This is a genomic window from Salipaludibacillus aurantiacus (genome assembly GCF_900111295.1).
Taxonomy (GTDB): Bacteria; Bacillota; Bacilli; order Bacillales; family Salisediminibacteriaceae; genus Salipaludibacillus; species Salipaludibacillus aurantiacus.
In genome coordinates this window covers 16,928-43,694 of the sequence record NZ_FOGT01000021.1, presented here as the reverse complement: position 1 = coordinate 43,694, position 26,767 = coordinate 16,928, and the positions used below count along the sequence as shown (strand labels likewise).

Genomic DNA, 26,767 nt, shown 5'->3' with positions numbered 1-26,767 from the left:
AGGCTGCCTGAAAAACAAAGGGTGATGGGATGAGACTTTCAGGGTTCGCGTCAGGGATGGATATTAACCAGATGGTAGGAGACCTGATGCAGGCGGAACGGCAGCCGCTTCAGAAAATGCAGCAGGATCAGCAGGAGCTTGTATTAAAAATGGCGGATTACCGGGAAGTGAACCGGGAGTTTATGCAGTTTCGAAACAACACTTTTGACTCGGTGATTATGGCGTCGAATATGGATGCAAAAGAAGTAACGAGTTCTAACGGGAATCTCGTAAGCGGATATGCATCCGCGGGGGCCGCCAACAGCAGTTATACAATTTCAGACGTCGAAAGAGCGCAGTCCGCTTATAATTTCAGCGATGGTTCAATTGTAAATGAAGGGGCGGCGTTTGATCCCGGGGAAGGGCTGATCGGCCAGGCAGAAGCGCTGCAAGGGAATGTCGAATTGAATGCTGACGGAAAAATCGAGTTTGGAATGACCACTTTTGATGAGCAGGGGGAAGCCGTCGAGGTCTCGTTTACTTTTGATGAAAATGACAGTTTGAATGATATGTTATCAGAGATCAACCGCTCAGAGCTTGGCGTGCAGGCGTTTTACGATGACCAGAGCCAGAGGATTTCTATGTCCAGGACGGAGACGGGGATCTATAATACTGAACAAAATGGGGACGGCTATCATCCGGAAATTGTCTTTGGAACGGAAGAAGGGGCATCCGGAGAATTTTTAACCGAAGTTTTCAATCTGGACGAGGCGAATGAATCGGCCGGACGTAACGCGTCGTTTACATTTAACGGCATGGAGATGGAGCGGCAAAGCAATCAACTTACGATTAACGGGCTGAATATTTCCTTGAACGATGAGTTTACAGATCCTGTGACGATCAGTGTAGCAAATAATACAGATGATATTTTTGACACGGTGATGGGATTTGTCGAAGAGTATAATGAGCTGATTGAAATGGTCGGCGGAAAGGTGTCAGAAGAGTATTACCGTGATTACGCGCCGCTGACGGATGAGCAGCGAAGAGAGATGTCCGAAAGTGAAATTGAGTTGTGGGAGGAGCGGGCTCACAGCGGGCTCTTGCGAAATGATCGGATGCTTACCGGGGCCTTGAACCAGATGCGTCAGGATTTCTATACACCTGTTGACGGCGCGGCTGCCAGTTTTACACAGGTTGCGGAGATAGGGATCACGACGACAAGCAATTACCAGGACGGGGGGCGTCTCGAAGTGGATGAAGCCCAGCTTCGTGCTGCGATCGAAGAGGATCCGCAGGCAGTTCATCAGCTCTTCGCTGCTGACGGCGAGCAACCGGGGGAGCGGGGAATTGCGAGACGGATCCGTGACACGCTTGCAGGGAGCATCGAACAAATCGGCCGACGGGCAGGGCGCTCGGAAACGGCATCGAACCAGCAATTTACACTGGGGCGTGAAATAGACCAGGCAGAAGACCGTATTTCAAACTTTGAACGGCGTATGCAGCAAGTGGAGGAACGTTATTGGAAGCAGTTTACCGCCATGGAACAGGCGATGGCACGGGCCAACGCGCAGGCCGAACAATTAATGTCCCACATGGGCGGCCTCATGGGCGGAGGTCAGCAGATGTAAATAAGTTTAAAGGTAAAGACGCGATAAACTGAACCGGGAGTAAGGACTCCGGTTCAGTTTTTTTGCTGGAAACTGGGGGGTCAGACCCCCCAGCTGTTTCCAAATACCTATATACGGTCGTTTGTGTTAACTTCTGTTTCGCGTGAGCCGATATAGCTAATAGATGGATAGCCTATGCAGAAATTCACAGAGGCTTCAAACAAAAGAAGCGACAACAGAATACAGGATAAGGAGTGGTGGTAGGTGCGTTTATCAGGATTTGCCACAGGAATGGATATTAATCAGATGGTTCAGGATTTAATGCGGGCCGAGCGGATGCCGATGGACCGGATGAAGCAGGATCAGCAGCAGATTGAATGGAAAATGGAACAGTTCCGTGAGATTAACTTAAAGCTGGATACATTCCGGACAAATATTTTTGATACGATTCTCCGCCGGTCGAATATGACAGCGAAAAAGGCGTCGAGTACGAACGACCAGCTCGTCAGCGCCACAGCTGCAGCAACGGCAAGCGGGGCATCATTCAGACTCAGCGAAGTCAGGCAGCTCGCCTCAGCGGCATCAAACGCCAGTGCGGATCCCATCTCGGATGGCAGTAAAATCGATCCGGCTAAGCCGCTGAAAGACCAGAACTTCGCAGAAGGAAGCTTCTGGCAAACCGGAATTGTGAACAGACAGGTAATCACCGTTGACCAGAAACACACTAACATCGATCTGAACCAGGAGTTAGGCAACCCGGACTCAGTCGTTGTTAAAGTAAACGGCGTCTCCTATAAAGTTGTTGAAGAATTCGGCGAAGGGAACATCCGGGCGACACAGGTCATGATTGACAAAGAAAACGGCCAGCTCGTGTTCGGAAAAGAACTGGCCGCCAAAGCAAAGGTGGAAGTGACTGCCTTTACAGAAGATGAAAACGGCCCCGATCAATTCGCGGCAGCCAGCATCACCACCTTTAACGCCAATGGGGAAGCCGTCACCGAGACGTTCATGATCACCGGCAACCAGACGTTGAGCCAGGTCATCGCCGACATGAACAAATCCGCTGCCGGCATTAACGTCTTTTATGACGACTTTTCGGATAAAATCGCGGTGAGCCGCACGTCTACAGGCCAGTTCAGACCGGAGGGGGAAGAGCGTGAACTCGTATTTCAGGGAGCTTTCTTTACTGAGGCGCTTCAACTCGGGGCTGCGCCGGAACGCGGGGGCACGAATGCTGAATTTACGGTTAACGGGCTGACCACACACCGCCACTCCAATACGTTTACGATGAATGGCGTCACCATGACCCTTCAAGGGACTTTTCTTGAAGGTGAAAACTCTGTCACGATCGGCGCTTCAACAGATACAGATAAAATTATGGATACGATTAAAGGGTTTGTAGAGGAATATAATGAGCTTGTCGATCTCGTTAATGAAAAGCTTGGCCAGGAGTTTTACCGGGACTACCGTCCGCTGACCGACGACCAGAAGGATGCGATGACTGACCGCGAAATTGAAAGGTGGGAAGAGCGGGCGATGAGCGGGCTGCTCAGGAATGACCGCACGCTCAGGAGCGGCTTTAACACGTTCAGAATGGACATGTATACACCGGTCAACACTGGGGCAGACGCGTCGTTTAACCAGCTTGCGCAAATTGGCATTTCAACGACGAGTAATTACCGTGACGGCGGGAAGCTTGAAATTAATGAAGATAAACTGCAGAAGGCGATTGATACAGACGCAGAAGCCGTCTTCCAGCTTTTTGCCGGAGACGGGCCGACTCAGGCCGATAAAGGTGTGGCGCGCCGGGTTCGTGAGAGTGCTAATGGGTTAATTGACCAGGTTTCCAGGAGAGCCGGCGGCCTAAGAGGGCGGAACCTTAATCATCAGTTTGCCCTCGGACGCGAACTGAACAGCCTGGATGACAAAATTTCCAATTTTGAACGGCGGATGCAACAGGTGGAACAGCGTTACTGGGCCCAGTTCACTGCGATGGAAAAAGCGGTCGCAAAAGCCAACTCCCAGGCCGAATCATTGTTTGCCTCTTTATACGGGGGGATGTAGCACGGACGTTTATACATTCTAAATAAGGTGAATAAAAGCTTTATGGAAGCAAAGCGGCTGCTTTGCTTTTTACATAACTCGCGTTTGAGCTGAGACTTCCGCCATGACTAAATTTCTTTTAAAAAGGAGGGGACGGTATGGCAGTGTTGAAAGAGCTGCACGGCATCACTAAAGAGCTTCACGATCATCTGGATCAGCCTCTTCCTGAAGACGACGGACGGGAAGAGTATATCGAAGCAATTGAATCTTATCTTGGCAGGCGCCAGATGCTGATGACGGGGCTGACGAGGCCTGACAATGAAACGGATGAGCGTCTTGCGACTGAACTCATTGAGATGAACAAACAGATTAACTCGCGTATGAACGCAATTCAGGGAAAGATACGGATGGATATCAGCCAGCTGAAGAAGCGGAAAAGCACGGGTAAAAAATATGAATCCCCTTATGATGGACCGACTGCCGATGGTGTGTTCTTCGATTCGAAAAAGTAGAGTCGTCCTACTCCTATTCTATAGGTAACCACGTGATTTTTCCCGAAAAAGTGAAAGCTGCGGCGGGAGTTGCCGATAATAAATAGGAAAGGCCAAGAGTAGGAGTTGATGCACATGGAAGTGAGATCAATGGGCTCGATGTCGGTGAGTGATTTGTTTCAGCAGGTGAAGGCTGAGCGGGGGCCGGTGCAGGCGCGTGAGAGTGGCGAGGCACAGGGAAGTGTGGATACGTCGTCGCGTCTGGCTGAGCACGAGTCCCGGGTGAAGGGGCGCGAGTGGTCGCTAGAGGAGCTGGAGCATGCGGTGGAAGCCATGAATGATTTAGGGATGTTCCGTTCGACGTCGCTTCAGTTTGAGCAGCATGAGGTGCTGAACCGGACAATGGTGAAGGTGGTTGACCGTTCGACAGAGGAGGTTGTTAAAGAAATTCCGCCTGAGGAGTTTCTTGATATGATTTCGTCGATGCTTGAATTTGCCGGCATTATTATTGATGAAAAAGTTTAAGGTGATGGTTAAGCAGAAGGAACTCGTTTTTACGGGTTCTTTTTGCTTTTTCTGTTAAAAAGATGGCGGTGGATGCCGATAAAGGGGATAGGTGAGTGAGTCAGCCGGTTCTTATACAAACGGCTGTTATTTAATATGGAAGTGTTTTGTTGTGAAGGCTCTGAAAAAGGTGAAAGTGATTTTATAATCAGGGGTTGATTGCAGTGAACGCCCTGAAGCGAAAATTAACCACAAAGTTTAACGGAGCCATTTGTAAAAGAATGTTGTGTGTGAATTTACGGGGGCGGCTTAGGGGCCGGCTTAGCTGAGCACATTGGAGGGGTGTCGACGATATGGCGGTTAATAATCCTTACGCGAAGTACAAGCAGTCTTCAGTAGAGACGAAATCAGCGGGCGAGCTGACGCTCATGCTTTATGAAGGGTGCCTGAAGTTTATTAAACGGGCAGAAAAGGCGATTGCAGAGAACAATATTGAGGAAAAGAATACAAATTTAATTAAATCGCAAAACATTATCCGTGAGCTGATGGTGACGTTGAATACCGACGTTGCCGTAAGCGGTAATATGATGCAGATGTATGATTTTATTTTATCAAAGCTCGTTGAGGCGAATACGGCAAACGATATGGAAGCGCTGAAGCAGGCGGAAACGTTTGTGGCGGACTTCCGCGATACATGGAAAGAAGTGATTAAACTGGACCGGCAGCAGCGTCACGGAAGCGCCGGTGGAAGTACAGGAAGCGGCACGCCTGCTTCGGCTCAAGCTTCGGGAAGTAACGGGGGCGCGGTGACTGCCGGAGCTTCCGGAAGAGGAACAGCAAAAGGGGCACCAGGGAATCCGTATGCCCAGTCTAGACAAGGACTGACAGCCGCAGGCGGCGGTCAGAGAAGTTTCCGGAAATAAGAGTAATTTAAATTAGAAGTCTTTGAGGAACGTTTGCGACAGCCAGGAGGCCGCCGCAAACGTTTTTTTTATGAGGTGGGAGATGGGAATTACTGGGGGGTCTGACCCCTTTTGGGGAAGGCTGGTGGTTGGGGGCCGGCGGATGAGGGGTTGAGGGGATGAAGGGTTGAACTTCTGGCGGCGGTCGTCCGATGGCGGGGTGGTGGGTGCGTAATTTGTCGAAAATTGTTATACGGTAGAGTCGCCGATCTATACGGTAGAGTCGCGAGTTTATACGGTAGAGTTCCGGTTTTATACGGTAGAATTACCGATCTATACGGTAGAGTTCCCCTGATCAAACCGCTGAATCCAATATTCATAAGCTAAAATCCCTCAATGATACCGTTAAATTCCGCGTTCGTTTGATAGAACCGCCCGCTAAGCATCAGAATCCCCAGTTATAGAGCAAATCCTCTCTGTTGCACAGCAAAATCCCCCAGCTAAACAGCCAGCTCCCCCTGTTGCACAGCAAAATCCCCAGCTAAACAGCCAGCTCCCCCTGTTGCACAGCAAAATCCCCCAGCTATACAGGCAGCTTCCCTGTTATACAGCAAAACCCCCGCCGTATGCAGCTATCCTCTCTGTCATATAGCCGACTCCCCCTTATACAGCCCTCCCTCCCATTCCAGCCGAGCCGCCCCCTATAAATACCTCCGAACTCCCCATTTATAAGCCTAAACTCCCCGGGCTGCGGCTCACCTGAAGGGCCGTTAGCCCGATTACCTGCTGTTCACCCTCCTCTTCTCCCTGAAACTTTGTTAAAATAGACATCAATTAGCAAATTTGGAGGTGCAGGCTATTTCAACTCAATTAACTGAGGCCCAGCAGACGTTTTTAAAAAATTACAGAGAGCTTCTAACGGAAGTAGAGAGTGCCATTAATTATGTGAGTGAATGTTATATAAAGAATGATCATGATATTGGGGACAGGCTGTTAAAAAGTGTGATGCAGGGGCTGATCCCTTATAATGAAGAAAACCTGACGATTCAGTCGATTTTTCAGAAAGATGCCGAAGCGATTGAGGCATTGAATCTCTTTCAGGAGGCGGCTCTTCAGGCTGAAAAAGTAGAGGAAGTCTTTCCTCATGAGCAGGAGCGGATGGTTTTTTTACATGAAACGCTGCTGCCGCGAAAAAGAAATTGGACGAAAATTATTGATAAATACATCATGACTCATTAGAAAAGGGGAGAAGCTATGCCGATGATCGATATGCCGATTAATGAGCTTAAGAATTATCAGGGAACAAACCCGCGTCCCGTTGATTTTAATGAGTACTGGGACCGTGCCCTTAAAGAAATGAACACGGTGGATCCGAAAATTGAACTCATTCCGTCCAATTTTCAGGTTGGGATCGCTGACTGTTATGATATGTACTTTACCGGCGTCAGGGGAGCGAGGATTCATGTGAAGGTCCTTATGCCGAAATCCGGCCCGGCTCCTTACCAGACTAATACCAGTGATAAGGACGGGACAGCTGACACAGGCAGCAGGTCTGAGGAGGCCGGCGAAAACGCCGATAACCCCCCGAAGCGAAATCCGGCTATTCTCATGTTCCACGGGTACAGTATGAATGCTGGCGACTGGAGTGACAAGCTTCATTACGCGGCTCTTGGTTATACGGTGTTTGCTATGGATGTGCGCGGACAGGGCGGACAGTCCGAAGATGTCGGTGGCGTGAGGGGGAATACCCTTCAGGGGCATGTGACCCGGGGGCTCGATGACCATGCGGATAATCTGTTTTACCGGCAGGTCTTTCTGGACGCAGCGCAGCTGGCAAAAATCGTCATGGACAGACCTGATATTGATGAAAATGAAGTGGTCACAACAGGCTGGTCTCAGGGCGGAGGGCTGGCTCTCGTTTGTGCCGCTCTCGAGCCGCGTATCAAAAAAGCAGCTGCGGTTTATCCGTTTCTAAGCGACTACAAGCGCGTGTGGAAACTGGATCTGGCGGTTGAGGCCTATCAGGATCTGAGGCGTTATTTCCGCAGATTTGATCCCCAGCATAAACGGCGGCATGAGGTATTTACTAAACTCGGGTATATTGATATTCAGCATCTGGCGCCGAGAATCAAAGCAGAGGTTTTAATGGGCGTCGGGCTTATGGACGAAATCTGCCCGCCTTCTTCACAGTTCGCAGCCTATAATAAGATTGCGTCACCGAAACGGCTTGAACTGTTTCCGGACTTCGAGCATGAAAATCTCCCGGGGCTTGATGATATCATTTTGCAGTACTTCCTTGAGAAATAATTGGCGGAAAAAAATAAAAACCCCCTGCCTGTACAAAGGGGTAAAGACAGGCGGGGGGTTTTTTATATCGAATTTAACTGGTTAGCTTGGGTATAGCTTCAGTATGGCCGTTACGCAGTTTTATATACGTCAGAAACTTATTTTTCTTTCAGAACTGCGGCGCTTAACGGCTCAAGTTCAAGGCTTAGGACGCGGTTTTCAACCTCATAGGAGCCGGTGCCGTAAAGGTTGCGGAACTTGCCCGGTTCCATGTCGTTGATTTCGACCTTCTGTTTCGTATCACCGCTGTTCATCACAATGATGAACCGGTCGTTTTCGTCAGTACGTTCAAAAGCAATGTATTTATTATCTTTTTCAGCGGATAAAAATTTAAATGTGCCGTCTTTCAAGGCAGGGTGGTCCTTACGCAGCTGAATGATATTTTTATAAAATTCAAACAGCTGGCGGTCCTGATATTCTTCTTCCCAGATCATCGGCTTTCTGCAACCAGGGTCTCCGCCGCCGGTCATGCCGATTTCGTCTCCATAATAAATACACGGTGCGCCCATGTATGTGAGCTGGAAAAGGGCCGCGAGTTTCATACGGTCTTTATTACCTTCAGCGATATGGAGAAGCCTTGGTGTATCATGCGAATCCAGCAGATTAAACGCCACTTCGTTCGCTTGTTTCGGATAAGCGATTTGCATGGCATCCAGACGACCCATAAACGATTCAGCATCAATCTCGTCTTTTACAAAAAAATCGAGAATACTGTTTGTAACCGGGTAGTTCATGACCGCATCGAACTGGTCGCCCTGAAGCCAGGCCATCGAGTTGTGCCAGATCTCACCGAGAATGTACGCGTCCGGGTTTGCGGCTTTCACTGTGTCACGGAAGTCGCGCCAGAAACGGTGGTCAACTTCGTTTGCCACGTCAAGGCGCCAGCCGTCGACCCCGATTTCTTCGACCCAATAGCGCGCCACCTTTAATAAGTAAGCTCTCACTTCCCGGTTCTCCGTATTCAGCTTAGGCATTTCAGGCACAAAACCAAACGTGTCGTAATTGAGCGGATCGGTTGAAACAGGAAACTCTTTAATGTGGAACCAGTCTTTAAAGCGGGACTTCTCTCCGTTTATTAACACGTCCTGGAACGGCGGGAAGTAGTAACCTGAATGGTTAAACACGGCATCAAGCATCACACGGATTCCTTTTTTGTGGGCTTCATCGACTAACTTTTTCGCTGTCTTATTGTCTCCGAACTGAGGATCAACTTTCAAGTAGTCGATCGTGTCATATTTATGGTTGGAAAAGGCTTCGAAAAACGGTGTGAAGTAAATGCACGTAATACCGAGTTCCTGAAGATAATCAAGGTTATCGATAACGCCCTGGAGGTCGCCTCCAAAGAAATTATCCCGGGTAGGCACCGATTCGTGTGTCCAGGCTTGAGTATTTTCCGGGTTTAGCGAAGGGTCTCCGTTTGCAAACCGTTCAGGGAAAATCTGATAAAAAACGGCGTTCTTAACCCACTCAGGAGGGGTGTGCACATCGACCGCATTTAAAAACGGAAACTCAAACATCCCGGACGGGGACCATAGCATCCCTACACCGGATGAACTGAGGCTGTCTTCCGTAAAACCGACTTCATTCCAGAACACCGTGCGGTCGCCTTTTTCAAATTTAAATGCGTAAGCAAAGCGCCGGAACGGAGGCTTAATAGCGACCTGGTAGTAATCAAACAGGCTGTCCTTTGCGAACACTTCCATCTCGGTCGTTGTAATTTTGTCAGGGACAAAGTCATATTTATCGCCCCATACGACTGAGACGCGGTCCATATCGTTCCGTTTCGTACGCACCCGGATGTGAAGTGTTTCTTCATCATAGGCATAGGCATATTGTGATTTTGGCTGGTGGTAAATGGCTTCTAGTAACATAATTTTCCTCCTTAAGGGAGCAGGTCCCGGTTGATGTGTTTGTGACATAATTACCATTTGAATCTCGTTTCAAACATCGATAGAATAAATGGCATGAGACGTTGATTTTTGGGGAAAAATTTAGTGCAATCGTTTGCGCTAAGGTGTATAAAAAAAGAACTTATATTTACGCACATTATAGCATTCACGTGAAAGCGTGTCCAATTAAGATGTGACAAAAAGGAGAAGATAATGATGAAAGATATTCTGCTGTTGGAACCTGTTTTTAAGGAGAAAGTCTGGGGAGGCAAGAAGCTGAAAGAGCTGTTCGGCTTTCCGATTCCAAGTGATCAGACTGGTGAATGCTGGGGCATTTCCGGTCATGTGAACGGGACGAATAAGGTGGTTAACGGACCGTTTGAAGGAAAAACCGTGCGCCAGTTATGGGAAGAAAACAGGGAGCTTTTTGCTGAAGAGGAGGGGGAGGAATTTCCGCTTCTCGTCAAAATAATCGATGCCCAGGATGATTTGTCTGTTCAGGTCCATCCTGATGATAAGTATGCGAAAGAGCATGAAGGCTATGAGTTCGGGAAAACTGAATGCTGGTACATACTGGACAGCGAACCGGGTGCTGAACTCGTAGTTGGGCATAATGCAGAGTCGAGAGATGAACTGAAAGAAATGGTAGATGAGGAAAAATGGGAGGAACTTTTCCGGCGGGTCCCTGTCCAGCAGGGAGATTTTGTGTATGTGCCGAGCGGAACGGTCCATGCCATTGGGAAAGGTATTCTGCTTCTTGAAGTCCAGCAAAGTTCCGATATCACGTACCGGTTTTATGACTATAACCGCCCGGGGCAGGACGGAAAACTCAGGGAGCTTCATATTGAAGAGTCCATTGCCTGCTCAATGGTACCGCACGAGGATCCGGCGCTTGACCGGCCTTCCTGGGAAGAGGACGGCCTGAAAGTGGAAAGGCTGATAAAGGAAGAATACTTCACTGTGCATAAATGGTCGCTGAAGAAGCAGGGAGACACTTTAAAAAGGCTAAACTCTTCTTACCAGTTAGTGAGTGTCATTGAAGGCTCAGCTAAGGTGCAGACGGAAGAAGCCGTGCATTTAGTCAAGCAGGGAGACCACTTTATCATTCCTTCTACGGTGGACAGTTATGAAATCAGCGGAGATGTAACTATCATTGTGTCAGAATCGACAAAATAGATTGATCGTGACTAATACCAAGTGGAGGAAGCTGCAGGTCAACTAAGAGTAGAATAGAAATACAAGGGGGCGGGCCCATTTTAGGTCCCACCTTTTTTAGTGAAGGTTTAAAAATTCTTTAAGCGGATAGGCTTCTGCCAGGACTTGGCGGAAGCCTTTTCTATTTGGCAGATCCGTCGTGATCCTGTAAGAACAAAAATTTAAATGAAAGCAGCAACATTCCTTTCCAGGTTTTTTTATTTATACTGCAATGACTTCCTGTCAAGAATGGATCTGAGAAGCACGTCATCTGAATTCATATTTTCAATGTGCCTGATCTCCAAATTAACTTTCAGTGCCTGCAGGCCATCGCTAATATGCCTGATTTGTTCATCCTGCTCAAAAAGCTGTTCGTGTATTTCATCCAGGTCGTCCTGTTTAGCCATTTTCGCCTCGATTTTTGCGAGCCGGTGTAAAATCACTTTTAATAAATCTTCTTCTTTCATTGTCTGTCCTCCTGTTAACATATTGGCAGCTTCTTAAGTGGAAGAAGTCTGGACAGCTGCCGCTGTATGTAAGTTCGTATGAACTTGTGGATCGGCAGGCTGGGCGCCGTCAGGAAGGACTGAAGCTGCAGGGACACTCGAAGCTGAGGCCGGGGGCTGGTGCTCAGGCTGATTGCTTTCGGAAGACCTGTCAGCTGTTTGTGGAGAAGCTTGGGGCGCTGGGGGGATATGAACCTGGTTTACGCTTTGCTGCTGGTCAGCCCGCTTCATCTGAAGGAACGTCACATTTTCTGCAACGATATCAGGGATTGTCATTCTCTTTTGCTGCTCGTGTTCCAACGTTCTCATTTGCAGTCTGCCGTTGACAGATATTAACGAGCCTTTTGTACAATAGTCGGCAACACGTTCGGCCATTTTATTCCAGGAAATGAGTTGAATAAAATCTGTATCATACTGTCCTTGTTGATTTTTAAAGGATCTTCTGACGGCCAAAGTAAATCTCGTGAAAGAGATACCGTCTCTGGTTGTTTGGAGCTGCGGATCTCTTGCCACTCTGCCGATAAGTGTAAACTGGTTTAGCATGTGTATGTCTCTCCTTTTTAAAAACAATGGTTTGTTAGAAATGAACTGATGTGGAAAATATACTGCGCGGATAAATGACGAACGAGTTAAAGGGTGAGGGTAATTCTGAATTCCGGTCTGCAGTGAATCAGTGGGGGAGATTCAGGGTGCTCTCCTGAAGAACTTTGTCCGCTTCTGCAGCGCACCGAAGGGACCACTGCATTGAGGAGTGGGTGAAAAACGAAAACGCCATACGTTCATAGTTGATGTGGTGAAGAGGCATTCCTCCTTTGGAGCAGGAAATTAAAAAGGGGGAGGAGAGCGGGCTCGCTATTCCTTAATTGCTCTCTCTGTTTTGATTGGGACGTTCAACATTACTGCAGACTTGTCTTTCTAAATTGGTGTTGGAAGAGAATCATATGCTGACAAGAAAAAATCTACTCCTGGATGAGAGGAGGAATGTTGAACACCGGGCCAAGACAGTGAAGCCGGCTGATCCGGTAAGAGGTTGAATATATTATTATTAAGGTAAGCTGCCAATTTCAGAATATGTAAGGCAACCTGCCTAATAATCAGGGGGGAGAACTTGTGAAAAGTAAGTATAAAGTTACGTGTGAGTGCAAAATGTGTTGCTATAAGTCGTATTTTATTGGAGGAAGTTATCCTGAACAATAGGTAAATATACCTAAAAAGTGACAAATTCAGCTATATTTTTCCTGAAATGGTTTTTTGATATAATTAACATTCTTATAGGATTAAATTATTTAATAAAGCGTTATCATGCTTGTGGCCCATAGTTTGCGAAATTTGTCAAAATAATCAGCCAAAAACAGTTTGACGAACTGGAAATCGATTGTTATATTGAAGTTGTGGGAATGCCCACAGATTTTTTAACGAAGGGATTGTGTTAAAAAAATGCAAGGAAAAGTAAAATGGTTTAATGCAGAAAAAGGTTTTGGATTTATTGAGCGAGAAGACGGAGACGATGTATTTGTACATTACTCTGCTATCGATCAGGAAGGATTCAAAACTCTTGATGAAGGTCAGGATGTAGAATTCGAAATTGTTGAAGGAGCTCGTGGCCCTCAAGCTGCTAACGTTACAAAAGTTTAATTCGCATCCCTGAGTTACTTATTTATTCATTAAGCCCTAAAAATGAATGGTGCACCCGTTCAATGAGTACGGGCTGAATATATGGTTTAGGGAATTTAGAGCGAACAATAGCCCGTTTTCCATCCGGAAAGCGGGTTTTTCCTTCACTGGAGCAGGTATAGGCTTAGAGGATGTATATGTGGAGATTTTTTACAAAAGCTAAGAGTAAAGCTCTGTTTCCACGTGGCGTTTTTTGCTGTCATTCGACAGAGTAAAGAAAAAACGACATTTTTTGATAAAAAACGTAAAGTTTATTTAAGTTTTAGCAGGAATATGAACAGGGTATGAAGAAGATTACATACATAACCGAAAGGAGGAGTTTGCTAATGAATTTTAATATTCGTGGCGAAAACCTGGAAATTACTCCATCATTAAAGGACTATGTTGAAAAGAAGGTAGGCAAACTTGAGAAATACTTTGATACGACGCCTTCTTCCGATGTACACGTAAAAATGAGCATTTTAAACAATGAACAAAAAGTGGAAATTACGATTCCGATGCCTAAACTTCTGCTCCGGGCGGAAGAGAAACATACTGACATGTATGCAGCGATCGACCTTGTGATCGAGAAGCTGGAACGTCAGATCAGAAAACATAAAACAAAAGTAAACCGCAAATTCCGCGGAGATGACAGCTTAAAGTATATGTTTAAAAACGAGCTGGAGCCGCTGGCTGAAGAAGAAATACCTGCGGATGATGACGATATCGAGATTGTCCGTACAAAGCGTTTTGACCTGAAGCCTATGGATGCTGAAGAAGCTGTGCTGCAAATGGATATGCTAGGGCACAATTTCTTCGTTTTCTCCAACTCAGTAAGCGGGTTTACGAACGTTGTTTATAAACGTAAAGACGGCCGTTACGGCTTGATCGAACCGGAATAAACCTGAATATACGTGATTAAAATTAACGCCGACCGGCTGAATGCCGGTCGGCGTTTTTAGAGTGTCGGGAGTTGGAAGGAATTGGGGGGACAGACCCCCCAGCAGTTTCCAATTATTTTTTAACTATGCTTACCCGGCCGGTTTCACCGGTCTTGGTCACTCCTTCTTTTTCAATAACTACTTTTTGAGTGTCGCTTAAGTTTGTGAAAACAACTGGTGTGATCACAGAAGGGGCTTTTTTACTGATCGCATCAAGATCAAAGGTGAGAAGCTCCTGGCCGACAGAGACGTTGTCCCCTTGTTCCACATGGGCTTCGAAGCCTTCTCCTTTCAGGTTTACAGTGTCAATTCCTACGTGAATTAATATTTCTGTACCGTCTTCTGCTTCAAGGCCGATGGCGTGTTTTGTGGTGAATAAGTTGACAACTTTCCCGTCAACTGGTGATACAACGCGCCCTTCAGAAGGCTCGATCGCAAAACCGTCGCCCATCATTTTTTCCGCAAACATCTTGTCCGGTACTTCAGAAAGAGGTTTAATGTCGCCATTTAACGGCATGGCTACAGCTGTATCGCTTTCTACAGGACCAACAGGTTCAACGCCTGCAGCACTTTCCTTTTCAGGCTCCGGTGCCTGTCCGTCAATAATATCTTCCATCTGTCCTTTAATTGTTTCGGAGCGAGGTCCGAAAATAGCCTGAATGTTTTTGTCTATTTGCATAACCCCTGAAGCACCTAGTTCTTTCAGGCGGTCTTTGTCAACTTTGGATACGTCTTCTACGCTGATTCTTAGACGTGTAATACACGCGTCCAGGTAGTTAAGGTTCTCTTTCCCACCGAAAGCTTTAAGCACTTCGTAAGGAAGCTCATTGTTGCTGCCGGCAGCTTTGGATTCTCCAGCTCCGCCGTTTCCATTCGCTTCTTCACGGCCCGGCGTCATAAGGTTGAACTTTGTAATCGCAAATCGGAACCCGAAGTAATAAATGACTGCAAAGACGAGTCCGACTGGAATGACGAGCCACCACTCTGTACGGTTTGGCAGGATTCCATAAAGGAAGAAGTCAATGACCCCGCCTGAGAATGTCATCCCGATTTGGACGTCGAGCAAATGCATTGTCATAAACGATAATCCTGCAAAAATAGTATGAACAGCAAACAATAGTGGTGCAACGAATAAGAAACTGAATTCGATTGGTTCTGTAATCCCAGTTAAGAAAGACGTTAATGCTGCAGACCCCATAATACCAGCTACAATCTTTTTCTGATCAGGGCGTGCACAGTGATAGATCGCAAGCGCAGCAGCAGGAAGACCAAACATCATGAATGGGAATTTACCTGTCATAAAGGCACCCGCTGTCAGTTCGGCACCGTCACGAATCTGGTTAAAGAAAATTTGCTGGTCTCCGCGGATCACTTCTCCGGCGGCATTAGTATAAGTTCCGAATTCAAACCAGAAAGGCGAGTAGAAAATATGGTGAAGACCGAACGGAATCAGTGCACGCTCAATAACACCAAAAATGAATGTCGCAATGGTACGGTTTGATTCTGTCATGAAATACGCAAGAGTGTTCAAGCCATCCTGGGCAAACGGCCAAACGAGATGCATAATTACACCGAGCATAATGGCTGAGGCAGCTGTTACGATTGGAACGAAACGCTTACCTGCAAAGAACCCGAGATATGAAGGTAATTCAATATTGTAAAACCGGTTATACATATAGGCCCCGAGCAGACCGGCTATAATACCGCCGAACACCCCGGTTTGCAAGGTTGGAATGCCGAGCACATTGGCGAGATCCGGACTGCCTGCTACAGCCTCAGAATCTATTCCGCCGATAACGCTCATCGTCACATTCATAATTAAATAACCAATAATAGCGGCAAGTCCTGCGACTCCGTCACCTTTAGCAAGGCCGATAGCGACACCGACAGCAAAAAGCAAGGCTAAGTTAGCAAAGACAATTCCACCGGCTTCCTGCATCATTTCAGCAATAAGGGCAATGATGTCGGATTCAAGGAATCCAAACCGGGCAATCATGTCCGGGTTTTGCATCGCGTCACCGAAAGCCAGAAGAATCCCGGCTGCCGGGAGCAGTGCGACAGGAAGCATAAGAGAACGACCGACCTTTTGCAGTGTTCCAAAAGAATTTTTTAACATAATCCCATCTCCTTAAAAAATATAAAATATATGATTTCTGTGATGAAAACCATGCGCGGGCAAACAAAAAGGCATGAGGGAAAAAGAATGCAGTGAAACCAGCGTGAAGAATAGACTTCACACCTGAGGTTTTCTACTACAATCCTTTTTCTCTCATGCCTGCATAACCAGTAACACGGAAAAAGAAAAGTGGTCCGTTCAGCCGGACAATTCCGTTACGTATTCGTTTTTGGTGTGTCCAGCCGCTGCAGATGAAGTGTCAGATAGACAGCTTCTGCATCAGGTATGGACATTTGTAAGCGCTGTTGCATGATTTTCATCAACTTCCAGGACAAATTATAGCATACAGGATACTCAGCCTGCAATACTTTTTTTAAATTGTCTTGATTTTCCACATAGGATTCGGTCTGGATGCGTTCGATCGCAGAGTGTAAATGACGGACCAGGCGCAGATAATTTAAATCCTGCCTGTCTATTTTAATTTGCAAATAGTCCTCAATAATAGTGACGAGTTCGCTGACCAGCTGGGTATGTTTATTAATTTCAGCTAAGTTCCTGTTAGTTAACGCGCTGTGAATATGGAGGGTGATAAATCCGATCTCCCCTTCTGGGATTCTTACGTTAAGTTTTTCGTTAAGCCATTCAGTCAGCTCGGTGGCTGCCGCATATTCCTTTGGATAGGCCAGTTCTGTTTCCTGTAAAAAAGGGTTTTTAATCCCTTGCCCCTGGCGAATCCTTTTTATGGCAAAATAAAGGTGGTCGGTAAGGCCGATATGAATGTGTTCGTTCATATTTGTGCCGAAGCGGCTTTCGAGCTTCTCAATAAATTCATTCATTATCCCGATAAAGTCTTCATCCACATATTCGAGCAGGTTCATAAACTGCTTCTGCTCACTGGCATCTTTTAATACGAAAAATTTCTCTGCTTTTTCCCCGGCCACTTCCTGTCCGGTTTGTTTTCCGAACCCGAGCCCTTTGCCAATAAGAACTACTTCCTCATAGTCGGGGTGTTCAGCAATAATAACGTTGTTATTTAATACTTTTTTCACGGACAGCATATGATCACCTCCGAACGTTCATATAGTCAGTCTGTTTCCGAGCCCAGGCTAAAAGTAAGGCGAAAACCATTCAATCTATCTAAAGGAGAGGCAGAAAAAGCTCCCTCATACTATGGTCATAAAAAGCGTTTACAATACAAGTATTATAGAGAACTCAGCACGCGACTTCAACTTGGGAATAAATGGGGGGTCTGTCCCCCCATTTATTTCCTGGAGTCCTGTCACTGCTTGTAAGCGTGTGGGCAAACTGATAAAATGAAGGGTAGCGTAAAGTTGAAAGCCTGATCTTTCTATGATAAAGACGGGCTGAGGTAGTGTGCCTCTGCCTGCATGCTAAAGAGCAAGCATTTATTTTTTGAATGATAGCAGCCAGGCGCATAGTATACGAGTGAAAATGTTACGATTTTCATAGAAAACTGAAAAAAGGGAGCAATGTCCGATGTTAGGTTTATTAAGAAAGGTCATTGGAGATACGGATAAAAGACATCTGAAGAAACTGGACAGACAACTGGATCAGATTGACTCGTTTGGTGATGAGGTAAAAAAGTTAAGTGATGAAGGCCTTCGAAAAAAAACCGAAGAGTTCCGCCAGCGTTACCGGGATGGTGAAAAGCTGGACGACCTTCTTCCAGAAGCTTTTGCAGTTGTCCGCGAGGGGGCAACGAGATCGCTCGGACTGACTCATTACCGTGTACAGCTTCTCGGGGGGATTGTCCTTCACCGGGGCGATATTTCCGAGATGAAAACAGGGGAAGGTAAAACGCTTGTCGCTACATTGGCGGTGTATTTAAATGCGATTCCGGAAAAGGGCGTGCACGTAGTCACAGTGAACGAATATCTTGCCCGCCGTGATGCTGAAGAGATGGGAAAACTTTATAACTTCTTAGGTCTCACTGTCGGTCTGAACTTAAGCGGAATGTCCAAAGAAGAGAAGCGCGAAGCTTATGCCGCGGATGTGACTTACGGGACCAACAATGAGTTTGGCTTTGATTATCTCCGCGATAACATGGTCACTTATAAAGAACAGATGGTACAGCGTAAGCTCCATTTCGCCATCGTCGATGAAGTCGACTCTATTTTAATTGATGAAGCCCGGACGCCTCTGATTATTTCAGGGTCTGCCCAACGGACGACAGAGCTATATACAGCAGCTAACTCATTTGTGCGAATGCTTAAAGAAGAAGTGGATTACACGTACGATGAGAAAACTAAAAACGTACAGCTTACAGATGACGGTGTCAGTAAAGCAGAACGTGTTTTTAACATTGATAATTTATTCGACTCAGAGCACGTTCAATTGAATCACCATATTAATCAGGCGCTGAAAGCCCATAAAGTTATGGTGAGGGATGAAGATTATGTAGTGGATGACGGCGAAGTAGCCATTGTTGACCAGTTTACAGGGCGCCTGATGAAAGGCCGCCGTTACAGCGACGGACTCCACCAGGCCATTGAGGCCAAGGAAGGGCTGGAAATTAAGCGGGAGAGCATGACGCTCGCTTCAATTACGTTTCAGAACTACTTCCGTATGTACCAGAAGTTATCAGGTATGACAGGTACGGCTAAAACTGAGGAAGAAGAGTTCCGTAATATTTATAATATGAACGTGTATTCTGTTCCTACGAATGAGCCAATTATCCGTGAAGACCGGCCTGACTTAATTTATAAAACGATCGACGCCAAGTTTAAGGCTATTATTGAGGAAATTAAGGCATTACATGAAAAAGGCCAGCCCGTCCTTGTAGGTACGGTGAGTGTGGATACGTCTGAGCTGATCTCTTCCATGCTGAAGAAGAAGAAAGTGCCTCATAACGTATTGAATGCTAAAAACCATGCCCGTGAGGCCGAGATTATTGAAAATGCAGGTCAGAAAAAAGCCGTTACCATTGCAACAAATATGGCCGGACGGGGAACCGATATTAAGCTTGGTGAAGGCGTAAAAGAACTCGGCGGTTTATTTGTTCTCGGTACCGAGCGCCACGAATCACGGCGGATTGACAATCAGCTGCGCGGGCGTTCAGGGCGTCAGGGAGATCCGGGACGCTCTCAATTCTATCTGTCGCTTGAAGATACACTCATGCGCAGGTTCGGCTCTGAAAATATGAGTAAAATGATGGGCAGAATGGGGATGGAAGAAGACCAGCCTCTTGAAAGTAAGCTGATCACCCGGGCAGTGGAACAAGCCCAGAAGCGGGTGGAAGGCAACAACTTTGACGCCCGTAAGCAGCTTCTTCAATATGACGATGTCATGAGAGAGCAGCGTGATGTTATATATGAACAGCGTATGGAAGTGCTTGAGTCTGAGAACTTAAGGCCTGTTGTTGAAAAAATGCTCGAGTCAACAGTTGAGCGTAACGTGTCTCTATATACACCTCAGGATGAGGTGCCGGAGGACTGGAACCTTCAGGGGATCGTTGATTATATTAACGCCACAGTGCTCAACGAGCGGGAAGTGACTTTAAAGGAAATTAACGGACTTGAGCCGGAAGAAATGGTCGAGCTGATCATGGAAAAAGTGTCAGAGGAATATAATGACCGTGAAGAACAGTTTACTGCAGAGACAATGAGGGAATTCGAACGGGTAATCCTTCTTCGCACAGTTGATTCCAAATGGACAAGTCACATTGACCAGATGGATCAGCTGAGACAGGGAATCCACCTTCGTGCCTACGGGCAGAATGATCCGCTGCGCGAATATAAATTTGAAGGCTTTGAAATGTTCGAGCAGATGATTGCTTCGATCGAAGAAGAAGTCTCCCGATATATTATGAAAGCCCAGATCCAGTCAAACCTGGAGCGGAAACAAGTGGCTGAAGGAAAAGCCGTCCACCAGAGTACGACTCAAAACAATAAAGAAAGCAAGAAAAAAACCCCTTTTAAAAAAGGTGAAACAGTAAAAAGAAATGACCCATGTCCATGCGGGTCAGGCAAGAAATTCAAACAGTGCTGCGGCCAGTAAAAAGGCTGACATGAGAGGGTGCTTTCCTGTTAAAGCACCTTCTCCTTATTTCCAATTGCTGGAGGGTCTGCTGGAGGGTCTGTCCCCCCAGCAATTCCCAAATTTCGCACGTTAATAAATGCAGAGGTGATGATTTTAAATGGAACTATCAGATATTAAGAACGAATTGTCTACAATGGCTAAGCGATTAGCGGACTTCAGGGGGTCTCTTTGACTTAGAAGAAAAAGAGACCAGAATTGCTGAGCTCGAAGATAAGATGGCTGATCCTTCATTTTGGGAGGATCAAAACAACGCTCAAAAAGTGATTTCAGAAAATAATGCATTAAAAGCAATGACAAACACATACCGCGATTTAGAAGCAGAGCATGAAGATCTTGAAGTTTCTCTTGAACTTGTTAAAGAAGAAGCAGACGAGGAACTGGCTAAGGAGCTTGACTCAGGCGTGAAGAAACTGGTTGACCGGCTTAATGAATTTGAACTCGACCTTCTTTTAAGTGAACCGTATGACCAGAACAATGCAATCCTGGAACTTCACCCGGGCGCCGGGGGGACAGAATCCCAGGATTGGGCGTCTATGCTTCTTCGTATGTACACACGTTGGGCAGAGTCTAAAGGTTTCAAAGTAGAAACAATGGACTACCTCCCTGGCGACGAAGCAGGGGTTAAAAGTGTCACCCTGCTTATTCAGGGACATAATGCCTATGGTTACCTTAAAGCGGAAAAAGGCGTACACAGGCTTGTTCGAATATCACCATTCGATTCGTCGGGACGCCGGCACACTTCATTTGTTTCGTGTGATGTCATGCCGGAACTGGACGATAATGTAGAAATTAACGTGTCACCTGATGAGCTTCGTATTGACACTTTCCGTTCAAGTGGAGCAGGCGGCCAGCATGTTAACACGACCGATTCAGCTGTACGTATGACGCACTTGCCGACAAACACTGTTGTAAGCTGCCAGTCAGAACGGTCACAGATTAAAAACCGTGAAAAAGCAATGAAGATGTTAAAGGCTAAGCTCTTCCAGCAGGAAATGGAAAAGCAGCGCCAGGAAGCAGAAGAGCTGCGCGGAGAACAATCGGACATCGGCTGGGGAAGCCAGATCCGTTCCTATGTTTTCCATCCTTATAATATGGTCAAAGACCACAGAACCAATATGGAAACAGGGAACACCCAGTCTGTTATGGACGGACAGCTCGCTCCATTTATAGATGCATATCTCCGTTCTCAAATCGACTGATTCCCTTAATCCTGCCAGAAACAGAGTAATAATGTCCCGTTAAACAAAACCTAGATGGAGGAGGCGCGCCCTCATCCATCTAGGTTTTTTCCAATTGCTGGGGGGTCTGTCCCCCAGCGAGGCAGTGCATTAAAGCGTTAGTCTGGTCGCGTTTACAGGCGGGGGAAGCGGTGCTATACTACTGTAGGATTTTGCGTCATGCAGAAAATTGACAGCTTTGTCAGAACATCTTTTATGAAACTCAGGTGATGGATATGATGAAAAGGATTCAGAACAGAAGAGACCAGGAGCCGCTCACGCCGGTCCAACGGACTATTTTCGAATTTGCCCACGTGTTCGCAGGTTCGGCAATCGTCGCGGTCGCGTTTAATATTTTCCTTCTGCCAAATCAAATAGCTTCGGGCGGGGTTGCCGGTATTTCTACGATTATTTATAACGTTTTTTATTTTGAACCCGCTTATACCCAATGGGCACTTAACGTTCCGTTATTTATTGCGGGTGTGCTGCTGCTTGGCGGAAGTCTTAGAGGAAGCATATTGTATGGAACCAAAACGCTTGCAGGGACACTCTTTCTCCCGTTTGTCGTTTACTTAACCAGACATTTGGAACCGGCCACGATGGATCCTCTTTTAGCTGCCATATTTGGCGGCATAGGAGTCGGCCTGGGACTGGGTATCGTCTTCAGGTCTAATTCCTCAACCGGGGGCACTGATCTGGCCGCTCAAATAATCAATAAATACACAGGACTGACACTGGGCGTCTGCGTTTTTATTATGGATGGACTGGTTGTGGCGATGTCTGCCGCCGTATTCGGCTTTGAGTTCGCTCTTTACGCACTCATTGGATTGTTTACTACCGGAAAAACGATTGATATGGTGCAAGTAGGTTTCGGATATTCAAAAATGGTTATTATTATCTCCAAATATGAAGAAGAACTCAAACAGGGACTTTTGACTAAAGTTGACCGCGGAGTAACAAAGTTAGCAGGGTATGGAGGATACACGAACCACGAAAGGCCAGTATTAATGTGTGTAGTAAGCAGGAATGAAGTCACAAAACTTAAGCGTCTCGTACAGACAATTGATCCGGAAGCCTTTGTAGTGGTCAGCAACGCCTCAGAAGTTTTAGGAGAAGGTTTCAAAAAAAAATAAATAGGTTATAATAGTAGGTGAAGGTTTTAGAAAAACCTGCCAATTATTTTTTGAGGAGGGGAAACATGAAGAAATTTCTATTTGCCATGTTTGGTGCAGTACTAGTATTAGGAGCATGCGGGGATAACGGCGGCAATGATGAGGATCAACCGGTAAACGACGGTAACAATGCAGAGACGACAGATAATGCAGCCGACGAAGGTACATACGACCTCGCAAACGGTGAAGAGCTTTATGCACAGAACTGTGCATCCTGTCACGGCGGTGACCTTGAAGGCGCTTCAGGCCCTAACCTGCAAGGATCTTCCCAAGATGAAGTCCGTTCGGCAATTGAGGCAGGACCGGGAACGATGCCAGCTGACCTTGTCACAGGTGATGATGCAGATGACGTAGCAGCCTGGGTCGCAGATCAGTAATAAGCATTCATAATTAACTTATAAAGAAGAAGGTTAAAGCATACCGCTTTTTCCTTCTTCTTTTTTTTGTGGAAATGAAGGAAACTTACGCCACCACTGGTTTTTATAACAAGTCCACAAATCGCTTAATTACAGTCTCTTGTCGAAAAAAATAGAAAAATGACAAAGTTGTTGCCTGTTTGAAATATAAATGTAATGAACTTTAACTTTTTTTGCCGAACAATGATGATATAATGTGTAAGGGTAACGAGTACGTTACTCTATTAAAGTCCTTGTTAATTACATAAATAAGGAAATTATGAAAATTGATTATATACGTTAATTTTAGAATAAAAGGGTCGGCTGCACCCATATGGGTTGTAGTCTACAGCTGTTTAAACTGAACAGGCATCTTAGAAAGACCAGTAAAGGGAAGTGATAGGGTTGATTCAAATGCAGGATGTATGGAAAACGTACCCGAACGGTGTCATGGCCGTTAACGGAATTTCCATATACATCAAAAAGGGAGAATTTGTCTATGTAGTTGGTCCTAGTGGTGCGGGGAAATCTACGTTCATCAAAATGATGTATCGTGAGGAAAAGCCAACTCGTGGAGAAATAACAATTGATGGGAAAGATTTATCAAAAATAAAAGAAAAAAACATTCCATATTTAAGAAGAAATATTGGAGTGGTATTCCAGGATTTTAAGCTGCTCCCTAATCTCACAGTCTTTGAAAATGTTGCTTTCGCAATGGAAGTTATCGAGGAAAGCAAAGAAAATATCCGCAAAAGAGTGATGGAAGTACTTGATGTTGTCCGTTTAAAGAATAAAGCAAGGTTCCTTCCACATGAATTATCCGGAGGAGAACAGCAGAGGGTGGCAATAGCCCGCGCTGTCGTCAACAAACCGGCTGTACTGATTGCGGACGAGCCGACAGGAAACCTTGATCCGGAAACCTCATGGGAGATTATGCACATTATCGAGGAAATCAACGAGAGCGGAACAACTGTGGTGATGGCCACTCATAACAGAGATATTGTTGATAATATGCGCAAGCGATTAATTGCCATAGAAGGCGGCCGCATTTCCCGGGATGAAATAAGGGGGACATACGGCTATGAAATTTAGAACGTTTGGCAGGCACATAAAAGAAGGCGCAAAAAACCTGGTCCGAAACGGATGGATGACCTTTGCTTCAGTTAGCGCGGTGACCGTCACCCTGTTCGTAGTAGGAGCTTTTCTTCTTTTAATCATGAATATTAATCATTTTGCAAGCTCGCTGGAAGACGATGTGGAAATCCGCGTATTTGTGGATTTAACAGCTGAGGCAGAAGACCAGGAGGAGCTTGGAGAAAGTTTAAGTGATTTTAACGAAGTTGAATCCGTTGAATATGTCCCTAAAGAGGAAGGGCTCGAAGCCTTTATTGACAGTTTAGGAGACGAAGGGGATTATTTTGAAAGTCTGCGGGATGAGAATCCATTAAATGATGTCTTCGTAGTAAGGGCAGAGGATCCTCAGGAAACAGAAATTATTGCCCATGAAATTGAAGACCTGGATCATGTCGAAGGAGTCGAATATGGAAGAGACATTTTCGACCAACTGTTCTCTGCTACAGATTTTGTGCGAATTGTAGGTGCAGGTTTAATAGTGGGGCTGGTATTCACAGCCATCTTTCTAATTGCCAACACTATTAAACTGACAATTTTGGCAAGGAAGACAGAAATTCAGATTATGAAACTTGTAGGTGCTACAAACAGCTTTATCCGCTGGCCATTTTTTATAGAAGGCCTGCTTCTCGGTACCCTCGGAGCGATTGTTCCAATCAGCGTATTGACCTTTGGCTACGTCCGTTTCTATGAAGCTATTGGTAAAAGTACAGGTTTAGAGTTCTTTGAATTTTTACCAGTCTATCCTTTAACCATTCAAACATCCTTACTTCTGCTAGGAATCGGTGCAATTGTCGGTGTATGGGGAAGCATCATGAGCGTGAGGAAGTTCTTGAAAGTTTAATAGAACTTCCCCTTGCCCGTTTCCCTAAGTTATTTCCCAGGAAATTTGCAAGTGTTTGTCTAAAAAAGGAGGTTTTTTTATGATTAGGAGGATAACATTTATCCTTTTAATATCTACGCTTTTTATTACCACGTTTGCTGAACTTTTAAACACAGAATCTGCTTCGGCAAATACCGGAGAAGAGCTTGAAGAAAAAATTGAGTCTTTCCAGTCTGAACAGGAAGATACAAAACGGGAATCTGATAGAACTGAAGAAGAATTAATAGAGCTGGAAGAGGAAATCAGCCAGGTTGAAGACGAAATCCTGGAACTTGATGAAAATATAACAGCTACTAACCAGGATATTGATGAAAAACAAGAAGAGATTGACAGCACAACCGACCGGGTTGAAAAGCTCAGGCTTGAGATTGAAGAATTGGAAGAGCGTATTGCTGAGCGTGATGAAGTGCTGAAAGACCGTGTGAACTCCATGTATAAAAATGGAGGTAATGTCAATTACATAGAAGTTATACTCGGAGCCCAGAATTTCAGTGACTTAATTGAACGGGTTTCCGCACTCCATTCCATAGCTGAGCAGGATCGGAATATCCTGGAACAGCATATAGAAGATATGCAAGCATTAGAAGAAGCAAAACAGGAACTTGAGAACGAACTGGCCAGCCTCGAACAGCAAATGGCTGAACTGGAGTCGTTAAAAGCAGATCTTGAAAGTCAGATTGAGGAAAAAGATGCGTTAGTTGAAGAACTGCAGGAACAAGGATATGTCCTTGAAGAAAATTTAATGAGTCTAGAAGAAGAACAGGAATTTTTAAAAGCCCAGGAAGAAGCTGCTAAACAGGAATTAGCTGAATGGGAAGAAGAACAGCGGAGGTTAGAGGAAGAGCGCCGTAAAGAAGAAGAAAGAAAAAAACGTGAAGAAGAAGAGCGGCGTAAACAGGAAGAAGAAGAACGACGTAAGCAGGAAGAGGAAGAACGCCGGGCAGCTGAACAGGAAGAATCCAACAGCGGCTCATCTGGATCATCTTCCTCATCGTCAAACAATTCCGGCTCCTCTTCAAGCGGAAGCTCGTCTTCCGGCAGCAGCTCTACTGAAACGGCTCAGTCGTCATCAAGCAGTGGTTCGGCCACTTTTTACAGGCCTGCAAACGGACGAGTGACTTCCGGGTATAATCCTAACCGGACGCACCCGGTCTACGGGACAACCCGTCCGCACAGGGGAATTGACTATGGAAGCGATGGCGGACTCGGTATATATGCCGCAGAAAGCGGAACTGTTATATCTGCTGGAAGAATGGGTGGCTACGGGAATACAATTATGATTTCCCATACAGTTAATGGGAAGTCCTACACCACTCTGTACGCCCATTTAGCATCATTTAATGTGTCTAAAGGAGACCGGGTAAGCAGAGGACAAAATATCGCTACAATGGGAACAACCGGTGTTTCCACAGGGGTGCATCTCCATTTTGAAGTCCATCCAGGTGGGTATTCGGGCGGATCGTCTGCCGTAAATCCTGCATCGTATTTACCTTAAATAGATTATTAAAGCTGAATGAAGAAGAGTGTCCTGAAATATACTGTACAGGACCTCTTCTTTTTTATACTTTAATGGAAGTCTCGTACATGCGGCAAGCCAGTAAGTATCAAAAAGAATTTCAGTGGAAAAGTGGAAGGCTTTCATAAAAAGGTGTATGTTTGGTATGATAATAACAGCAATTAAAAGTTTGCGAGGGGGATGGAGACCTCTTCTGGTTTTTAAAATGGGACAAAATGAGGTG

At 45.8% G+C, this 26,767-nt stretch carries 21 protein-coding genes and 1 pseudogene; 17 read left to right on the top strand and 5 right to left on the bottom strand.

Translation table 11 applies throughout. The annotated features are described in order from the left end of the window. Positions 1-29: 29 nt before the first annotated feature. The 7 genes and pseudogenes from BMW59_RS18955 (at position 30) to BMW59_RS18925 (ending at position 7,833) form a co-directional block, all read left to right on the top strand. Entirely contained in the window at positions 30-1,607 is a 1,578-nt protein-coding gene (locus BMW59_RS18955) for a flagellar hook-associated protein 2 (protein ID WP_093055463.1), read from the top strand. Between the two features lie 243 nt (positions 1,608-1,850). After that, on the top strand, positions 1,851-3,650 hold the full coding sequence (fliD, locus tag BMW59_RS18950; protein WP_245733229.1) for a flagellar filament capping protein FliD: 1,800 nt from the start codon (positions 1,851-1,853) through the stop codon (positions 3,648-3,650). A gap of 137 nt (positions 3,651-3,787) precedes the next feature. Continuing rightward, complete coding sequence (gene fliT / locus BMW59_RS18945) at positions 3,788-4,141, top strand: flagellar protein FliT (RefSeq protein ID WP_093055461.1); 354 nt, start codon at positions 3,788-3,790, stop codon at positions 4,139-4,141. 114 nt (positions 4,142-4,255) lie between these two features. Beyond that, positions 4,256-4,645, top strand: a complete 390-nt coding sequence (locus BMW59_RS18940; protein ID WP_093055459.1) for a flagellar protein FlaG — start codon at positions 4,256-4,258, stop codon at positions 4,643-4,645. Between the two features lie 332 nt (positions 4,646-4,977). Next, positions 4,978-5,370 (top strand): annotated as a pseudogene (fliS, locus tag BMW59_RS18935) (flagellar export chaperone FliS); the annotation flags it as partial. Positions 5,371-6,375: 1,005 nt separating this feature from the next. Next, positions 6,376-6,765: a DUF8042 domain-containing protein gene (locus tag BMW59_RS18930; RefSeq protein WP_093055455.1), complete on the top strand. Its 390-nt coding sequence runs from the start codon at positions 6,376-6,378 to the stop codon at positions 6,763-6,765. Positions 6,766-6,780: 15 nt separating this feature from the next. Then, positions 6,781-7,833 (top strand): alpha/beta fold hydrolase, encoded by a 1,053-nt coding sequence (locus tag BMW59_RS18925; RefSeq protein ID WP_093055453.1) that lies wholly within the window; start codon positions 6,781-6,783, stop codon positions 7,831-7,833. Positions 7,834-7,970: 137 nt separating this feature from the next. On the opposite strand, the gene BMW59_RS18920 is transcribed toward BMW59_RS18925, so the two are convergent. Continuing rightward, positions 7,971-9,743: an alpha-glycosidase gene (locus tag BMW59_RS18920; RefSeq protein WP_093055451.1), complete on the bottom strand. Its 1,773-nt coding sequence runs from the start codon at positions 9,741-9,743 to the stop codon at positions 7,971-7,973. 231 nt (positions 9,744-9,974) lie between these two features. On the opposite strand from BMW59_RS18920, the gene manA reads away from it, so the two are divergent. Beyond that, a complete protein-coding gene (manA, locus tag BMW59_RS18915) occupies positions 9,975-10,937 on the top strand; it encodes a mannose-6-phosphate isomerase, class I (protein ID WP_177174438.1) in 963 nt (320 codons plus the stop codon). A gap of 236 nt (positions 10,938-11,173) precedes the next feature. Here the strand turns inward: manA and BMW59_RS18910 are convergent, their stop codons facing one another. Together BMW59_RS18910 and BMW59_RS18905 are read right to left on the bottom strand one after the other, a co-directional pair. Next, the gene (locus BMW59_RS18910) at positions 11,174-11,422 is read right to left on the bottom strand and encodes a hypothetical protein (RefSeq protein WP_093055447.1); all 249 of its coding nucleotides are present in this window, start codon (positions 11,420-11,422) and stop codon (positions 11,174-11,176) included. A 33-nt stretch (positions 11,423-11,455) separates the two neighbouring features. Next, positions 11,456-12,004, bottom strand: coding sequence for a single-stranded DNA-binding protein (locus BMW59_RS18905; RefSeq protein WP_093055445.1), 549 nt, complete (start codon positions 12,002-12,004; stop codon positions 11,456-11,458). A gap of 894 nt (positions 12,005-12,898) precedes the next feature. On the opposite strand from BMW59_RS18905, the gene BMW59_RS18900 reads away from it, so the two are divergent. Both BMW59_RS18900 and hpf read left to right on the top strand, forming a co-directional pair. Next, positions 12,899-13,096, top strand: a complete 198-nt coding sequence (locus BMW59_RS18900) for a cold shock domain-containing protein (RefSeq protein WP_093055443.1) — start codon at positions 12,899-12,901, stop codon at positions 13,094-13,096. A 365-nt stretch (positions 13,097-13,461) separates the two neighbouring features. Next, on the top strand, positions 13,462-14,016 hold the full coding sequence (gene hpf / locus BMW59_RS18895) for a ribosome hibernation-promoting factor, HPF/YfiA family (protein WP_093055441.1): 555 nt from the start codon (positions 13,462-13,464) through the stop codon (positions 14,014-14,016). A gap of 112 nt (positions 14,017-14,128) precedes the next feature. Here the strand turns inward: hpf and ptsG are convergent, their stop codons facing one another. Both ptsG and glcT read right to left on the bottom strand, forming a co-directional pair. Beyond that, complete coding sequence (gene ptsG, locus BMW59_RS18890) at positions 14,129-16,171, bottom strand: glucose-specific PTS transporter subunit IIBC (protein ID WP_093055439.1); 2,043 nt, start codon at positions 16,169-16,171, stop codon at positions 14,129-14,131. Positions 16,172-16,386: 215 nt separating this feature from the next. Beyond that, complete coding sequence (glcT, locus tag BMW59_RS18885; RefSeq protein WP_093055437.1) at positions 16,387-17,229, bottom strand: glucose PTS transporter transcription antiterminator GlcT; 843 nt, start codon at positions 17,227-17,229, stop codon at positions 16,387-16,389. Positions 17,230-17,668: 439 nt separating this feature from the next. Here glcT and secA point away from each other — a divergent pair, with 439 nt between their 5' ends. From secA to BMW59_RS18850, 7 genes are all read left to right on the top strand, one after another. Continuing rightward, positions 17,669-20,188 carry a preprotein translocase subunit SecA gene (gene secA, locus BMW59_RS18880; protein WP_093055435.1) on the top strand — a complete coding sequence of 840 codons (2,520 nt, stop codon included), beginning with the start codon at positions 17,669-17,671 and terminating at the stop codon, positions 20,186-20,188. Between the two features lie 139 nt (positions 20,189-20,327). Continuing rightward, positions 20,328-21,429 (top strand): peptide chain release factor 2 gene (gene prfB / locus BMW59_RS18875; RefSeq protein WP_143051261.1). Its coding sequence is split into 2 segments (ribosomal slippage): positions 20,328-20,399 and positions 20,401-21,429, totalling 1,101 coding nucleotides; the frame shifts between segments, so codons are not numbered across the junction. Positions 21,430-21,683: 254 nt separating this feature from the next. Beyond that, positions 21,684-22,580, top strand: a complete 897-nt coding sequence (locus tag BMW59_RS18870) for a YitT family protein (protein WP_093055431.1) — start codon at positions 21,684-21,686, stop codon at positions 22,578-22,580. A 65-nt stretch (positions 22,581-22,645) separates the two neighbouring features. After that, entirely contained in the window at positions 22,646-22,996 is a 351-nt protein-coding gene (locus BMW59_RS18865) for a c-type cytochrome (protein WP_093055429.1), read from the top strand. 423 nt (positions 22,997-23,419) lie between these two features. Beyond that, complete coding sequence (ftsE, locus tag BMW59_RS18860; protein ID WP_093055427.1) at positions 23,420-24,106, top strand: cell division ATP-binding protein FtsE; 687 nt, start codon at positions 23,420-23,422, stop codon at positions 24,104-24,106. Beyond that, positions 24,096-24,989: a permease-like cell division protein FtsX gene (gene ftsX, locus BMW59_RS18855; protein ID WP_093055425.1), complete on the top strand. Its 894-nt coding sequence runs from the start codon at positions 24,096-24,098 to the stop codon at positions 24,987-24,989. The genes ftsE and ftsX overlap by 11 nt, the downstream gene beginning before the upstream one ends. Before the next feature lie 79 nt (positions 24,990-25,068). Beyond that, on the top strand, positions 25,069-26,523 hold the full coding sequence (locus BMW59_RS18850) for a murein hydrolase activator EnvC family protein (protein ID WP_093055423.1): 1,455 nt from the start codon (positions 25,069-25,071) through the stop codon (positions 26,521-26,523). The last annotated feature ends 244 nt before the right edge of the window (positions 26,524-26,767 follow it).